Here is a 14,780-nt window from a genome sequence, read left to right on the forward strand (position 1 = left end):
GCAGCGAAATAAAGGAGGAGGCCGGAGGCCGGGGGACATTCGCGGAGCAAGGTACCCCGTCGGCGGGTGCGCCCCCGAACAGCGGCGCCAAAAAACTAAGGCGCTACAGGCCAAGGCCGCTGCGGCTCCCGAATCTGCTCGAACGCACGCGACACGCGCAACACGCCGAGATCGTCAAAGCGTTTCCCGGCAATCTGCAGCCCAATTGGTAGCCCGCTCGCCGAGTACCCGCAGTTCACCGAAGACGCAGGCTGCTCCGACATGTTGAATGGCACCGTGAACCCGATGTGCTCCAGCGGCCGCAGCGGGTCGTTGGTCGGCGAAGGCGCTTCCGCGGCTGCGGGCATGTTCGGCGACACCGGCGAAATCACGTAGTCGAACCGTGCGCAAGCCTGCACCGCTGCCACGCGCGTTGCGTGGAATTGGCTGAAGCCGCGGAACACATGTTCGCCGCTGAACTCGGCCGCGCTCTCGGCCCACTCGCGGATGTAGGGCAGCACCTTGGCGCGCTGGTCGGCGCGCAAGGCCTTCATGTCCACCAGCGAGCGCATGCGCCACAAATGATCCATGCCGTCGAGCATGGCCTGCGACATGAAAGGCTGCATGGTTTCAACGATGGCTCCGGCCTTCTCGAACAGGCGCGCCGCATGCTCGACCGCCGCCTCGATCTCGGGCTCTACCGCCAGGCCGCAGCCCGCATCGAGCAGCAGGCCGATGCGCAGCCCGCGCAAATGGTCGGGCGTTACATCGAAGCTCGCCCAATCGATGCCCTGCGGTGGCAGGCTCATGCTGTCGCGCGCATCGGGCTTGGAGAGCACCTGCATCATCAGCGCCGCATCGCCCACGCTGCGCGTCATCGGCCCTGCGGCGCGGCCCATGTACGGTGGGTCGATGGGAATGCGGCCCAGGCTCGGCTTGAGCGTGAAGATGCCGCACCAGCTTGCGGGCAGCCGCAGCGAGCCTCCGATGTCGGTGCCGATGTGCAGCGGGCCATAGCCCGCGGCAGCCGCTGCGCCGGCACCGGCGCTCGAGCCGCCCGGGGTCCTGCTCAGATCCCACGGATTGCGCGCCAGCTTGTGAAAGCTCGAGAGCCCCGAAGACAACATGCCGTAATCCGGCATCGTGGTCTTGCTCACGATGACCGCGCCGGCTTCCTTCAGGCGCGCGGCAGGCGGTGCGTCGGCGGTGGCAGGCTTCAAGTCGACGGCGGCTGTGCCGGCCGGCATCGGGTCGCCGCGGGTCGCGATGTTTTCCTTGATGGTGGCCGGCACGCCGTCGAGCGGGCCGAGCGCTTCGCCGCGCTGCCAACGCGCTTCCGAAGCCCGCGCCTGTTCGAGCGCGGCTTCGGGCCTGAAGAGCCAGGTGGCTTGGAGCTGTGGTTCCCAACGCTCGATGTGCGCGATGACGGCTTGCGTGACCTCGACAGGCGACAGGCGCTTGGTACGGTAGGCGGCGGAGAGTTCCTGGGCGGACAGCTCGTTCAGTGCAGAGGGAGAAGAAGACACGTTCGTGCTCATCCCCACGACAGGGCCGAAAGGTCGTTCACGAAGATCGGGTTTTCCTTCCAAATGCCCTTCACGTTCTTCTTCGCGATGGTCGGGAACTGCGGCTGGTAGAGGAAGCCATTGGCCGCATCGGCGGCCAGCATCTTCTGCGCCTCGCCAAGCAGCTTGTTGCGCTCGGCGGCGTTGCCCGTGGCCTTGATCTTGTCGTACAGCGTGTTGAATGCCTTCGACTGGTAGCCCCAGTAGTAGTCTGCCTTCGCGTAATTGCCGAGGTCGAAGGGCTCGACGTGCGAAACGATCGACAGGTCGTAGTCCTTGTTGCCGTAGGTGCCGCTGAGCCACTGGGCCCATTCCACGTTCTGCACCTTCACCGTGATGCCGATCTTGGCCAGCTGGGCCACGATCACTTCGCCGCCCTGGCGCGCATAGGGCGGCGGCGGCAGCGTCATGGTGAGCTCGAGCGGCGTCTTCACTCCGGCTTCGGCGAGCAGTTTCTTGGCTTTCTCGATGTCGAACGGATTGACGGCGGTGGTGTCGACATAGCCCGCGGCGCCCGGCACGTAGTGGCTGCCAATCGGCACGCCGAAGCCGTCGGCCGCGCCTTCGATCACGGCCTTGCGGTCGACGGCCGCGAGGATGGCGCGGCGCACGCGCACGTCGTCCAGCGGCTTCTTCTTGTTGTTGATCGACAGAATGGTCTTGGCGCGCGAGCCGGCCAGGATGGTCTGGAACTGCGGGTTGTTCTTGAACTGCGGCACCACGCGCGTGCCGATGCGCGTGAACACGTCGACGTCGCCGGCCAGCAGCGACGCGGCCTGCGCGGCGGCGTCGGCAATGAAGCGGAAGGTGACCTTGTTGATCTTCGCCGTGCCGGGGCTGCGGAAGCCGTCCCACTTGCTCAGCGTGATCGACGAACCCTTGGCCCAGCTGTCGAGCTTGTAGGGGCCGGTGCCTACCGGCTTGGTGGCGTTGGTGTCGGCGCTCTTGGGCTCCACGATCACGGCGGTGGCCTGGCCCAGCAAGAAGGGCAGGTCGGGATCGATTTCCTTGTTGATGATGACCACGGTGTAGTCGTCGACCACCTGCGTGCTCAGGTTCGCGAAGGTGCGCTTGTCCTTGTTGGTGCTCTTCTCGCTGCCTGCGCGGTCGAAGGCGAACTTCACGGTGTTGGCGTTGAACGGCTCGCCGTTCTGGTACTTGACGCCGCGCTTGAGCTTGAAGGTGTAGGTCTTCAGGTCGGGCGAGACTTCCCAGCTTTCGGCCAGGAGGGGCGTGACGTTGCCGTCGACGTTGATCTTGGTGAGCGTTTCGAGGACGTTGTAGTGCACCACTTCCCCAATCGCGGCCGCCGCGCCGGCGGTCGGGTCGAGGCCCGGCGGCTCGAGCGCCATGCCGATCACGATGGCGTCCTTCCGCCCCTGTGCCATGCCGGCAATGGGGGAGGCCAGAGCGACAGTGGCGCCGGCGGTGGTAAGGAGGGTGCGACGGTTCAACATACGTTGTGATCTCCGGAAAAACGGTGAGTGCGAAACGACTGCTTCAATTTCTATGTGCGCGGCGCCCCGAATGGAGGCGCCCCGGCACGAAGGAAAGACACGCAGCACGAAAGATGCCACGCGCGCAGCAAAGTCATTCTCTCGCAGCGGGCGTGTTGCCGCTCGGCTGCGGAGGCGCTTTTTCCTCGGGACGTACCCGGATGCCGATTCAACCGCAGGAGAGGGCGGCGATGCCGTTGAAGGCGACCGGCGTGCCTTCCCTCAGGCCGCCAGCAGCGTGCCGCCGGTGGGCGTGCGCGGCACCGCATCGAGCAGCGTGCGCGTGTACGGGTGCTGCGCATTGCGAAAGAGCTCGCCGGGCGGGTCTTGCTCGACGATCTTGCCCTTCCACACCACGCAGACGTCGTCGCACAGGTGGTTCACCACCGCCAGGTCATGGCTGATGAGCAGGTAGCTGATGCCGAACTGCTGCTGCAGATCCTGCATGAGATTGAGCACCTGGGCCTGCACCGACACGTCGAGCGCGCTCACGGGCTCGTCGGCCACGATGAGCTTGGGGCGCGTGATGAGCGCGCGCGCAATCGCGATGCGCTGGCGTTGCCCGCCCGAGAACTCGTGCGGGTACTTGTCCATGTCGGTGGTGCGCAAGCCCACGGCGGCCAGCGCCTCGGAGGCGCGCTCGCGCTGCACGGCGCGGCTGGTTTCGGCCAGCGCCTCGAGCGGCTCGGCCACGATGCGCGCCACGGTCTGGCGCGGATCGAGCGAGCCGTAGGGGTCCTGGAACACCATCTGGAAGTCGCGCCGCGCCACGCGCAGTTCGCTCCGGGGCAGCTGGTGCAGGTCGCGGCCCAGCATCCGCACGCTGCCCGAGGTGGGCGTGTCGAGCGCCATCACCAGGCGTGCGATGGTCGACTTGCCCGAGCCCGATTCGCCGACGATGCCCAGGCTGCGGCCGGCCTCGACCTTGAAGCTCACGCCGTTCAGCGCCTTGACGAGCGGCGGCGGGCCGAAAAGCTTTTCGCGCGGCAGGGCGTAGTGGCGCACGAGGTCGGTCACCTCGAGCAGGGGCGCTGTGCTGATCGACTGACTCATGATGCGAGGGCCCCTTCGGCGGCAATCTCTTCGAGCCGGATGCATCTCACCGCGTGGTCGTGCGGCAGCATCGTGGGCGGAGGCTTGGTCGCATGGCAAGCGTCGACGGTGTACTTGCACCGGCCCGCAAAAGGGCAGCCTTGCGGCAGGTCGATCAGCTCGGGCACGCTGCCCCGGATGGTGGCCAGGCGAATGCCGCGCGGCGCACCGAGCGCCGGCCGCGCCGCGAACAGGCCCTGCGTGTACGGGTGCGCGCGCTCGGCGAACACGGCTTCGGTCGGGCCGCTCTCGACCACGCTGCCGCCGTACATCACCAGCATCTTCGAGACGCTTTGGGCGATCACGCCGAGGTCGTGCGAGATCAGGATCAGCGCCATGCCGCGCTCCGCGACCAGACTTTGAATGAGCTCGAGGATCTGCTTCTGGATGGTGACGTCGAGCGCGGTGGTGGGCTCGTCGGCAATCAGCAGGTCGGGGCCGCAGGCCAGCGCCATCGCAATGCCGATGCGCTGGCGCTGCCCGCCCGAAAACTGGTGCGGATAGGCATCGAGCCGCGAAGCCGCGTCGGGAATGCCCACGCGCTCGAGCAGCGCCAGCACTTCCTTGCGCGCTTCGGCGCCGGTGAGCCCGCGGTGCAGCCGCAGCGGCTCGCCGACCTGGCGTGCAATGGTGTGCACCGGGTTCAGCGCCGTCATCGGCTCCTGGAAGATCATGCCGATGCGGTTGCCGCGAATCTGGCACATGGCTTTTTCGCCCAGGCCCACGAGCTCGGTATCGTCGAAGCGGATGCTGCCGGTAACCTTGGCGGTGGACGGCAGCAGGCCCATGAGCGATTGCACCGTGATCGACTTGCCGCAGCCCGATTCGCCGACGATGCCCAGCGTTTCGCCGCGCTCGAGCGTAAAGCCGATGCCGCGCACGGCCTCGGCGGGGCCGCGCTGCGTTTGCAGCTCGACGTGCAGGTCTTTGACTTCGAGAAGAGGCATGGCTTAGCGGGCCCGCGCCAGGCGCGGGTCGAGCAGGTCGCGCAGCCCGTCGCCGAGCAGGTTGAGGCCAAGCACCGCCATGGCAATGGCCATGCCGGGAAACACCGGGAGCAGCGGCGACTGGAACATCATGGTCTGCGCCTCGTTGAGCATGCGCCCCCACGAGGGCTGCGGCGGCTGGGTGCCCAGGCCGAGGTAGGAGAGGGCAGCCTCGGCAAGGATGGCAATCGCGAAGCGAATGGTGATCTGCACGATCAGCACGGCCGAGATGTTGGGCAGCACATGCTGCATCGTGATGGCGAACGAGCCCTTGCCGCAGGCGCGCGCAGCCGCCACATACTCGCGCGACCAGATGGCGTTGGCCGATGCGCGCGTGATGCGTGCGAACGTCGGTATGTTGTAGATGCCGATCGCGATGATCGCGTTGACGATGCCGGCGCCGAACACGGCCGTCATCATGATGGCCGACAGAATGGCCGGGAAGGCGAGCGAGAAATCGGTGAGCCGCATGATCGCTTCCTCGACCCAGCCGCGCCGCGCCGCGGCCAGCAGGCCCAGCGCCGTACCGACGACAAGGCCGATGCCCACGGCGATCACGCCCACCAAGATGGAAGCCCGCGCGCCCACCAGCAGCAGCGAGGCCACATCGCGCCCGTAGGTGTCGGTGCCCAGCCAGTGCGCGCCCGAGGGCGGCTTCAGCTTGTTGGGCATGTCCATTTCGTAGGGCGACCATGGCGTCCACACCAGCGAGACGAAGGCGGCCAGCAGCAGGAGCAGCGTCAGCACGCCGCCGAGCACGAAGCTGCGGTGCCGCAGCGCCCGGCGCCAGAAACCGGGAACCTTGAGCGCCGCCGCGCTCGGAACTGTGGTGGCGCTCATATATCGCTCGCCTTGATGCGCGGGTCGATCACGGCATAGAGCACGTCGACCACGAAATTCACGATGACCACCAGGGCCGCGAGCAGCATCACGCAGTTGCGCACGACGATGAGGTCGCGGTTGCCGATGGCCTCGAAGATCAGCCGGCCCAGGCCGGGCAGGTAGAACACTTTTTCGATCACGATGGTGCCGGCCAGCAGTTCGGAAAACTGCATGCCCATGACCGTGACCACCGGGATCATTGCGTTGCGCAGCACGTGGGTCCAGAGCACCGCGCGCTGCGAAACGCCCTTGGCGCGCGCGGTGCGCACGAAGTCTTCGCGCATGACCTCGAGCACCGCCGAACGCGTGATGCGCGCAAGGATCGCGGCCTGCACCACCGCCAGCGACAGGGCCGGCAGCAGCAGCGACTTGATGCCCGCGAAGACACCCTCGCCCCAGCCCTCGAAGCCGCCGGCCGAAAACCACTGCAACTGAACCGAGAACACCAAAATCAGCAGGATCGCGAACCAGAAATTGGGAATGGCGATGCCCACCTGCGTGAGACCCATCAGGCCGATGTCGCCGAGCTTGTTGTGGCGCGCGGCGGCGGTAACGCCCACAAGCAGTGCGAGCACCGTGGTCAAGGCCATCGCGAGCAGGGCGAGGGGCACGGTGAGCGCGAGCCGCTCCAGGATAAGGTCGAGAACCGGGGTGCTGTAGGCGTAGCTGTCGCCCAGGTTGCCGGTCAGGAGGCCCGCAATCCAGTGCCAGTAGCGCGTCCAGGCCGGCTGGTCGAGGCCGAGCTTGGCGGCGAGGGCGGCAACCGCCTCGGGCGCGGCGTCGGGGCCCATGAGCATCTGCGCGGCATTGCCGGGCAGGATCTCGAGGACGAGGAAAACGATGACCGAGGCGCCGATCAGCGTACCGATCAGCGTGGCGAGGCGCTTGAGAATAAACAGGCTCATGGGGCGGGGCGCAGCATAACCCGACTCCTGCAACAAGCGTGCCTTGTTCGCGATAATCGGGTATGGCCCTCATGATCACCGACGAATGCATCAACTGCGATGTCTGCGAGCCCGAGTGCCCGAACGATGCGATCTACATGGGCGCGGAGTTCTACGAGATCGACCCGCACAAGTGCACCGAATGCGTTGGCCACTTCGACGAACCGCAGTGCGTGCAGGTGTGCCCGGTGGCGTGCATCCCGATCCATCCGGAGCACGTGGAAAGCCGCGAGACGCTGTGGCAGAAGTTCGAGCGGCTCGCCGCGGCCAAGGCAGCGGCTGCGGCCGTGGAGCCGCAGCCGGCAGTGCCCCCCTCAGCCGGCGCTTGAGCCGGATGACGGCTTTCGCTTTTTCTTGCGGCCGCCGCCCGCGTCGTCCGACGTAGGGGCCGGTTTCCCGTCGGACGCACCGCTGAAGCGCGTGCTCGATTTGTGCGGCTCGGAGGCGAGCTTCTGGGCCCGCGCCCGCGCCAGCTGCTCGGAAGACGCGAGCCGGCGTTCGGCGATGGCGGCTTGCCGGGCCTCCTGGGCCGACCTTCGGCTGCGCTCGTACGCTTCTTTTTCCTGGGACAGGCGAATGCGCTCCAACTGGTCGGCGCGCACTTCGGCCCTGTGCGTTCCGGCCTCCGAGGCGCGGCGGTCTGCATCGGTGCGCAGGTCGTCGACTTTCACCGGTTTTCCGCCGTCACAGGGCCGGTCGGTATAGGTGTTGCCGCAGCGGTAGGTTTCGGACCTTCCTTGGGCCACGGCGGGGTTCCAGAAAGCGCCGGAAGCTATCAAAAATATAGCGACGCCTGCTTTTCCGGCCCGGATTTTCCCGGTGCTGATTTCTCTTCTCATTTTTATTTCTCTCCCTTTTCTCTCCCCGCGCTCTCGTTGCCGGCTGACTAGGTGGCGGCGGGCGTGCCTCCATCGCCGGGCTCTCGCCGCGGCGGTTTGGGCCGGGGCGGTTTGCTCGTGTGAATGATCAGGGTGGCTTTTTCCATCTCGCCCGCCACCAGTGCGGGGGCCGCATGCAGCGTGCGCACGATGGCGTCTTCGATGGCTTCGCGCTGTTCCTTCAGCGGCTTCTTGAGCACCCAGTTGATCACCTCCGACTTCACGCCGGGGTGTCCGATGCCCAGGCGCAGGCGCCAGTAGTCGCCGGTGCCCAGTTGTGCATGGATGTCGCGCAGGCCGTTGTGGCCCGCGTGGCTGCCGCCGAACTTGAGCTTGGCCTGGCCGGGCACCACGTCGAGCTCGTCGTGCACCACGAGAATTTCTTCGGGCGCAATCTTGAAGAAGCGCGCGAGTGCGCCCACCGATTTGCCCGACAGGTTCATGAAGGTTTGCGGCTCCAGCAGCCACACGCTCTGCCCGCCGATGTTCGCGCGCGCCGCAAGGCCGTGATAGCTGCGCTCGGGCACGAGGTTGAGCTTCCAGTCGCGTGCAAGGGCGTCGATCCACCAGAAGCCCGCGTTGTGCCGGGTGGCTTCATATTCAGGCCCGGGATTACCGAGGCCGACAAACAGCTTGATCATGAGGGAATTATCTCGCCGCCCCAAAAGCAAAAGGCCCGCACGAAGCGGGCCTTTTGCAGGGTGCGAGAAGAATTACTTCTTCGCGGCGGGCTTTGCCGTCTTGGCGGCAGGCTTGCCGGCAGCGGGTGCGGCGCCTTCGGCAGGTGCTGCGCCTTCAGCAGCGGGTGCCGGCTCTTCGGCGACCAGCGGCGGCACGGCCGACACGATGACGGGGTTCAGCTTGCCGTGGCTCACGAACTTCACGCCCTTGGGCAGCTTGATGTCGTTGACGTGCAGCGTGGCGTTCTTCGTCAGACCCGAGAGGTCCACTTCGATGAACTCGGGGAGGTCGGACGGCAGGCAGCTGATCTCGAGCTCGGTCACGACGTGGGTCACGAGGTTGTGGCCGATCTTGACGGCTTCGGACTCTTCTTCACCCTTGAAGTGAAGCGGCACCTTCATGTGCAGGCGGGTCTTGGCATCGACGCGTTGGAAGTCGATGTGTTGCACCAGCTGGCGGAACGGGTGGTACTGCACGTCGCGCAGCAGCACTTTGCTGGTGGCGCCGCCGAGTTCCATTTCGAGGATGGAGGCGTGGAAGGCTTCCTTCTTGAGGGCGTGCCACAGCGCGTTGTGATCGAGCTCGATCAGCTGGGGTTGGCCTTCACCACCGTAGACGATACCGGGCGTCTTGCCCGAGACGCGGAGACGGCGGCTCGCACCCGTGCCCTGCTTGGCGCGCTCAAAAGCGACGAATTTCATAAAAACTCCTGTAAGAGTCCACCGCGACCAGTGCGACTCCGGTTCAACAAGGGCGCCGTTCCAGAAAAAGGAAAGTGGCGCCCGCTTTTTGCACGGATCAGAACAGGTTGTCCTGGTCCGAGAACAAACTCATGACCGACTCGCCCTTGGCAATGCGCTGGATCGTTTCGGCGATCAGCGGTGCCACGGAGAGTTGGCGGATCTTTCCGCAGGCCAAAGCGCCGTCGGAAAGAGGAATGGTGTTGGTCACGACCACTTCGTCGAGTGCGGAGTGGGTGATGCGCTCGATGGCCGGGCCCGAGAAAATGGGGTGCGTGCAATAGGCGTAGACGCTTTTTGCACCGCGCTCCTTGAGCACCTCGGCCGCTTTGACCAGCGTGCCGGCCGTGTCGATCATGTCGTCCATGATCACGCAGTTGCGGCCGTCGATTTCGCCGATCACGTTCATGACCTCGCTGACGTTGGCCTTCGGGCGGCGCTTGTCGATGATGGCGAGGTCGCAGTTCAGTTGCTTGGCGAGGGCGCGTGCGCGCACCACGCCGCCGACGTCGGGCGACACCACGATCAGGTCTTCGTAGTTCCTCTGGCGCAGATCGCCCAGCAGCACCGGCGATGCATAGATGTTGTCGACCGGAATGTCGAAGAAGCCCTGGATCTGGTCGGCGTGAAGGTCCATGGTGAGCACGCGCTCGACACCCACGGTTTCAAGCAGGTTGGCTACCACCTTGGCCGAGATCGGCACGCGGCTCGAGCGCGGGCGGCGGTCCTGGCGGGCATAGCCGTAGTAGGGAATCACCGCGCTGATCCGCTCGGCCGAGGCGCGCTTGAGCGCGTCGACCATGATCAGCAGTTCCATCAGGTTTTCGTTGGTCGGTGCGCAGGTCGACTGCACCACGAACACATCGCGCGCCCGCACGTTCTGGTTGATCTCGACGGTGACTTCGCCGTCGGAGAAGCGTCCAACGCGCGCGGCACCCAGCGAGGTACCGAGGTTCTGCGCGATTTCTGCGGCCAGGCCAGGATTGGCATTGCCGGTGAAAACCATGAAATCAGGGTGATTAGCCTGCATGAGCGCGTCCCGGCAGTGCGATTGGCTTTTAGGAAGCCGCCAAAGAGTTTGAGCCGCAGCGGCCCAGGGGCCGCCGATTATTGCAGCGGGTAGGCTGCAAAAGAAGTACTGCGGCCGGTGGGCCGCAGTCTGAAAGCGCTGCGGCGGTTAAACCGCAGCCTGAAGAGATTTGGCAGGGGAGAAAGGATTCGAACCTTTGCATGCTGGAATCAAAATCCAGTGCCTTAACCAGCTTGGCGACTCCCCTACACGGGTCGATGGTTTTCACCACAAACCGATATATGTCGCATCGGACCACAACGATCCGATTATCTTCAGGTCGCCCATCCCCAAAGTGGATGAACGGCCAGGTTGCTGCATTGACGAACCTGCCAGCCCGTGGGGGCTTCGGCCAGTTCCGCTTCTTGCGGCCTTTGCGGCATTTTCGCGAATACCGAACTTCCGGAGCCGGTCATCCGGGCTTTCAGTCCTTGGGCGCCGAGCCATTCGATGGCGTCGGAGACCGCGGGGCAAAGCCGTTGGGCAACCGGCTGCAGGTCGTTGTGGCCGAAGTCGAAAACCTTGAAAGCACTGCTTTCGGGGTCTTGAGCTTCTAGCGATTCGCTATCTGCAGCAAAGCCCGAGATTATAGCAACAGGAGTGGCGCGTTGAAGGTCGGGCGCAGAAAAAATTAAGCGGGTATCAAGTCCCTCGGGTGGCTTGGCCACAACGAACCGTGCCGCAGGGATATTCACGGGCGTGATTTTTTCGCCGATTCCTTCGACCCAGGCATTGCGCCCGCGGAGGAAAAACGGCACATCGGCACCCAGTTTCACGCCGATTTCGGCCAGGCGCGACAGCGGCAGGTTCAGGTTCCAGAGGCGGTTCAGCGCCAGCAGGCAGGTGGCAGCGTCCGAAGAACCCCCGCCCATGCCGGCCTGTGCGGGCACTTGCTTGGCCACGCCGATGTGGGCGCCCTGGCCCGGCGCCGCATGCGCCTGGAGCGCCCGGGCCGCGCGCAGAACCAGATCGTCGGGCGGCAGCTCGGTCGTCAGGTCTTCGCGGCTCAGCTGGCCGTCGCTTCGCAATTCGACATGGAGCGTGTCGCACCAGTCGATCAGCATGAAGACGGACTGGAGCAGGTGGTAGCCGTCTTCGCGCCGGCCGGTGATGTGCAGGAAGAGATTGAGCTTGGCCGGTGCGGGAAGGTCGTAGATCGCCTTCATGACCGCTCGAACACGATGCGCAGGTCTGCCGTGGGCCCCGGGTTTTCGCGCGTGGCTTGCAGGCGGCCGTTCGCGATCTGCGCCAGATCGGGGCGCCAGCCGGGCACGCGGTCGTCGCGGCCCGCAAGCCAGCCGAAGAGCGCACCGACGGGTATCGCGGCACCGGTGGCGGCTTCGATCAGCGCATCGACCGAGTCGAAGCGCCGGACTTCGCTGCCATTCTTGAGCAGGGCCTCACCGGGCGACCAGTGCAATTGAGCCAGGGTGCTGCCGATCGGGCTCGTGAGCGACAACTCGCCCGCTTCGGGAGAACCGCGCAATTCGAACAACGCGGAGAAGGTCTGCACAGGCTGGCTGTCGATGCGCAGCGACATGCGGCCGCTCCAGCTGTCCGAGCTCCTGGGCGCGGCGGAGCCGCCGGTCAATTGGGCGCAGCCGGCCATCGAGAGAAGGGCAACCCCGCCCGCAACCAGAAGGGCGCGGCGGCTGCCGCCGGCGAGCCTGGGGGCGAGCACGTTCACGGCTTGACCCGCAAGCGCTTGAGCGTCTCCTGCAGGGTCTCGTTTTCGGCGTCGCTCAGCAACGCCTCTTTCCAGATCGTGACGGCACGGTCTTTCTGACCGACCGTCCAGAGCACTTCACCAAAATGCGCACCGATTTCCGGATCGGGGCGGGTCTTGTAGGCCGCCTCGAGGATGCGAATGGCCTCGGTGGTGTTCCCGAGCCGGAATTCCACCCAGCCCAGGCTGTCCGCAATGAACGGATCTTGCGGGGCCAGCTGCACCGCCTTCTGGATCAGCGTGCGTGCCTCGTCGAGGCGGATCTTGCGATCCGCGAAGGAATAGCCGAGGGCGTTGTAGGCATTCTGGTTGTCGGGCTTGAGCTCGATCAGCCTGCGCAGCAACCGCTCCATTTCGTCGAGACGGTTCAGCTTTTCGGCCACCATGGCCTGGTCGTAGACAAGGTCGCTGTCGTTCGGTGCGGCGACGGAAGCCTGGGCCAGCATGTCGTAAGCCGCCTGGTATTGCTTGGCGTCGCGCAGCAATTGCACTTCGGCGAGGAATTTCTGCTTCTTGTCCTCGGGGGTGCGCTCGGGCAGGCCGCGCAGCACTTCGCGGGCCTGGGGCAATTTGCCTTGGCGCGCCAGCAGGCCTGCGCGCCGCGTCTGCGCGACGACCAGGTCGTCGGTGTTGTCGACGCGTGCGAGCCAGCGTTCCGCGCCTGTGAAGTCCTTGCGGCGCTCTGCCAGTTGCGAGAGAACCAGGTACGCCTGCGTGGTGCCGCGCTGGCGATCGTCCGCGTCTTTCTGGTCTTTTTGATTGGCGGCCAGCTCGACATAGCGTTTGAGCGATGTTTCGGCCGCCCCGTCCTGGCGGGCCTGCGCCTGCAGGCTGCCGAGCAGCAGCCAGGGCTCGGCCAGTTCAGGCCGCGCCGCGGTGAGCGCCTGCAATTGCGCCGTGGAATCCGCGAAGCGGCGGTTTTCGACCAGCACGCGTGCATAGGCGACGCGCAGATCGGGCGAAGCCTTGGGATTGTTGGCGAGGTAGCGCGTCACGATCGGCTCGGCCAGCGGCTGGCTGGGGTCGATCATTTCGAGCGCCAATGCAGCCGGCGCGTCGGAAGCGGGGTCGATCTCCTGGCCTTTGAACGCTGCATCGAGCGCGCCGGAGGTATCGCCGGCATTCAGGCGCATCCGGCCCACCGTGGCCCAGGCCAGTCCGCCCGTGGCCGGTTTCTTGAGTTCGTCGACCAGGGCCTGTTCGACCACAGAGGCGGCCAGCTTCTTGTCGGTAGCGCGCGAGTAGTTGCGCACGATCACCGCCATCAGCAAGGGCCGTTCGACTTGCGACGTGGCCGCGACTTCGGCGCGCAGCAGTTCCACCGTTTCGCCGATGCGGTTGAGCGCAATCAGGATCTGAAGTTCGATGCGACGTGCATCGCGCGAATTGGGCAGCGTTTCCTGCCAGGCGCGGGCGGCTGCAAGCGCTGCATCGCCGGAGCGCGACTGCAGCGCGATTTCGACCGCACGCTGAAACAGCTTGCCGTCGCGCAGGCGGCGGGCCGCGTCGAGCACCAGCGCATAGCCCGAACCGGGATCGCCCGAGCGGGTGGTCATTTCGCCCATCAGGATTTCGTAGAACAGTTCGGCGGTCAACGCCGAGGGCTGTGCGACAGGTTCGATGGCGGGCTTCGCTGCGGCGGGCTTCGTGGCCGCGGGTGCCGGGGCGGGCCTTGTTCCCGGACGGGACGGAAGCGGCCGCTCGATGATGGGCGCCGGGCTGTTGGGCGCGGCAGGATCGGAGGTTTGCGCGTGAACCGCGCAAGCAAGCAGCACGAGAGACGCGGCCGCCGCAAGGCGGTGTCGGCGGGGCGATGGAATCATCGAACCATAATAATCCAAGCTTTTGAGCGAGCACCGCGTGGGGCTTCATGCAGCCCGGAGTTTTTATTCTTATGCCTGAGCTTCCCGAAGTTGAAGTGACGCGGCGCGGTTTTGCCGAACGCATTGCCGGTGCGCGCATCGATGCGGTGCGCATCGGCAAGCCCTTGCGCTGGGCGCTGATGGTCGCGCCCGAAGCGCTGGTCGGCCGGCAGGTGCTGCAAGTGCGCCGGCGCGGCAAGTACCTGCTGATCGATCTGGATCGCGGCCTGCTGCTGCTGCACCTGGGCATGTCGGGCAGCCTGCGCTTCGATGCGGCGCTGCCTCCGCCCGGGGTTCACGATCACTTCGATCTCGTGACCGACCGAGGTACCCTGCGGCTCAACGATCCGCGCCGCTTCGGTGCCGTGGTCTATGCCGAGGACGAAGTGGCGCCCTGGGCCATCAAGCTGCTCGGCGGGCTCGGCATGGAGCCGCTGGGCGATGCCTTCGATTTCGACGCGTTCCACGCCGGCCTTCGCAAGCGCCGGACTGCGGTGAAGCAGGTGCTGCTCGCGGGCGATGTGGTGGTGGGCGTCGGCAACATCTATGCGTCCGAGGCGCTGTTCCAGGCCGGTATTCGACCGACGTTGTCTGCCGCACGCATCAGCCGGCCGCGGGCGTTGAAGCTTCACGCGGCGGTGCGGGAGATTCTGGCCAGGGCGGTGGAGAAGGGCGGCAGCACGCTGCGCGACTTCTCCAATGTGGACGGGCAGAACGGCTATTTCCAGCTCGAGGCCACGGTCTACGGCCGGGCCGGCGAGCCCTGTCGGGTCTGCGCAACGCCGATACGGCAGCTACGCCAAGGCCAGCGTTCCACTTACTATTGTCCAAATTGTCAAAAATAGTGTTGCAGCGCCCACGTTCGAATATCCTGCAAACG

Annotated in this window: 15 protein-coding genes and 1 tRNA gene; 2 read left to right on the top strand and 14 right to left on the bottom strand. The window is 65.7% G+C overall.

Annotated features, from left to right (window positions below; translation table 11 throughout):
• Positions 1-95: 95 nt before the first annotated feature.
• The 6 genes from ABIC94_RS19435 to ABIC94_RS19460 form a co-directional block, all read right to left on the bottom strand.
• On the bottom strand, positions 96-1,517 hold the full coding sequence (locus ABIC94_RS19435) for an amidase (RefSeq protein ID WP_354374622.1): 1,422 nt from the start codon (positions 1,515-1,517) through the stop codon (positions 96-98).
• Positions 1,514-3,001, bottom strand: a complete 1,488-nt coding sequence (locus ABIC94_RS19440) for an ABC transporter substrate-binding protein (protein ID WP_354374623.1) — start codon at positions 2,999-3,001, stop codon at positions 1,514-1,516. Before ABIC94_RS19440 ends, ABIC94_RS19435 begins: the two co-directional genes overlap by 4 nt.
• A 261-nt stretch (positions 3,002-3,262) precedes the next feature.
• Positions 3,263-4,093, bottom strand: coding sequence for an ATP-binding cassette domain-containing protein (locus ABIC94_RS19445; protein ID WP_354374624.1), 831 nt, complete (start codon positions 4,091-4,093; stop codon positions 3,263-3,265).
• Positions 4,090-5,079 carry an ABC transporter ATP-binding protein gene (locus ABIC94_RS19450; protein ID WP_354374625.1) on the bottom strand — a complete coding sequence of 330 codons (990 nt, stop codon included), beginning with the start codon at positions 5,077-5,079 and terminating at the stop codon, positions 4,090-4,092. The genes ABIC94_RS19445 and ABIC94_RS19450 overlap by 4 nt, the downstream gene beginning before the upstream one ends.
• Before the next feature lie 3 nt (positions 5,080-5,082).
• Positions 5,083-5,958, bottom strand: a complete 876-nt coding sequence (locus ABIC94_RS19455; RefSeq protein ID WP_354374626.1) for an ABC transporter permease — start codon at positions 5,956-5,958, stop codon at positions 5,083-5,085.
• A complete protein-coding gene (locus ABIC94_RS19460) occupies positions 5,955-6,905 on the bottom strand; it encodes an ABC transporter permease (RefSeq protein ID WP_354374627.1) in 951 nt (316 codons plus the stop codon). Before ABIC94_RS19460 ends, ABIC94_RS19455 begins: the two co-directional genes overlap by 4 nt.
• A 62-nt stretch (positions 6,906-6,967) precedes the next feature.
• Here ABIC94_RS19460 and ABIC94_RS19465 point away from each other — a divergent pair, with 62 nt between their 5' ends.
• On the top strand, positions 6,968-7,273 hold the full coding sequence (locus ABIC94_RS19465) for a YfhL family 4Fe-4S dicluster ferredoxin (RefSeq protein WP_354374628.1): 306 nt from the start codon (positions 6,968-6,970) through the stop codon (positions 7,271-7,273).
• On the opposite strand, the gene ABIC94_RS19470 is transcribed toward ABIC94_RS19465, so the two are convergent.
• From ABIC94_RS19470 to ABIC94_RS19505, 8 genes are all read right to left on the bottom strand, one after another.
• Positions 7,259-7,690, bottom strand: a complete 432-nt coding sequence (locus tag ABIC94_RS19470) for a hypothetical protein (RefSeq protein ID WP_354374629.1) — start codon at positions 7,688-7,690, stop codon at positions 7,259-7,261. The genes ABIC94_RS19465 and ABIC94_RS19470 overlap by 15 nt on opposite strands.
• 140 nt (positions 7,691-7,830) lie before the next feature.
• The gene (gene pth / locus ABIC94_RS19475) at positions 7,831-8,463 is read right to left on the bottom strand and encodes an aminoacyl-tRNA hydrolase (RefSeq protein ID WP_126747034.1); all 633 of its coding nucleotides are present in this window, start codon (positions 8,461-8,463) and stop codon (positions 7,831-7,833) included.
• A 72-nt stretch (positions 8,464-8,535) separates the two neighbouring features.
• Positions 8,536-9,204, bottom strand: a complete 669-nt coding sequence (locus ABIC94_RS19480) for a 50S ribosomal protein L25/general stress protein Ctc (protein ID WP_354374630.1) — start codon at positions 9,202-9,204, stop codon at positions 8,536-8,538.
• Positions 9,205-9,301: 97 nt separating this feature from the next.
• Positions 9,302-10,273 (bottom strand): ribose-phosphate pyrophosphokinase, encoded by a 972-nt coding sequence (locus tag ABIC94_RS19485; RefSeq protein WP_126747032.1) that lies wholly within the window; start codon positions 10,271-10,273, stop codon positions 9,302-9,304.
• 170 nt (positions 10,274-10,443) lie between these two features.
• A tRNA-Gln gene (locus ABIC94_RS19490) sits at positions 10,444-10,520 on the bottom strand.
• A gap of 67 nt (positions 10,521-10,587) precedes the next feature.
• Positions 10,588-11,478, bottom strand: a complete 891-nt coding sequence (ispE, locus tag ABIC94_RS19495) for a 4-(cytidine 5'-diphospho)-2-C-methyl-D-erythritol kinase (protein ID WP_354374631.1) — start codon at positions 11,476-11,478, stop codon at positions 10,588-10,590.
• Complete coding sequence (locus ABIC94_RS19500) at positions 11,475-11,999, bottom strand: lipoprotein insertase outer membrane protein LolB (RefSeq protein WP_354374632.1); 525 nt, start codon at positions 11,997-11,999, stop codon at positions 11,475-11,477. The genes ispE and ABIC94_RS19500 overlap by 4 nt, the downstream gene beginning before the upstream one ends.
• Positions 11,996-13,861: a tetratricopeptide repeat protein gene (locus ABIC94_RS19505; RefSeq protein WP_354374633.1), complete on the bottom strand. Its 1,866-nt coding sequence runs from the start codon at positions 13,859-13,861 to the stop codon at positions 11,996-11,998. The genes ABIC94_RS19500 and ABIC94_RS19505 overlap by 4 nt, the downstream gene beginning before the upstream one ends.
• Before the next feature lie 71 nt (positions 13,862-13,932).
• Between ABIC94_RS19505 and mutM the strand changes: the two genes are divergently transcribed.
• Positions 13,933-14,745 (top strand): bifunctional DNA-formamidopyrimidine glycosylase/DNA-(apurinic or apyrimidinic site) lyase, encoded by an 813-nt coding sequence (gene mutM, locus ABIC94_RS19510; protein WP_354374706.1) that lies wholly within the window; start codon positions 13,933-13,935, stop codon positions 14,743-14,745.
• Positions 14,746-14,780 lie beyond the last annotated feature (35 nt).

Origin of the sequence: Variovorax paradoxus (genome assembly GCF_040544635.1) — a bacterium.
Lineage (GTDB): Bacteria > Pseudomonadota > Gammaproteobacteria > Burkholderiales > Burkholderiaceae_C > Variovorax > Variovorax paradoxus_R.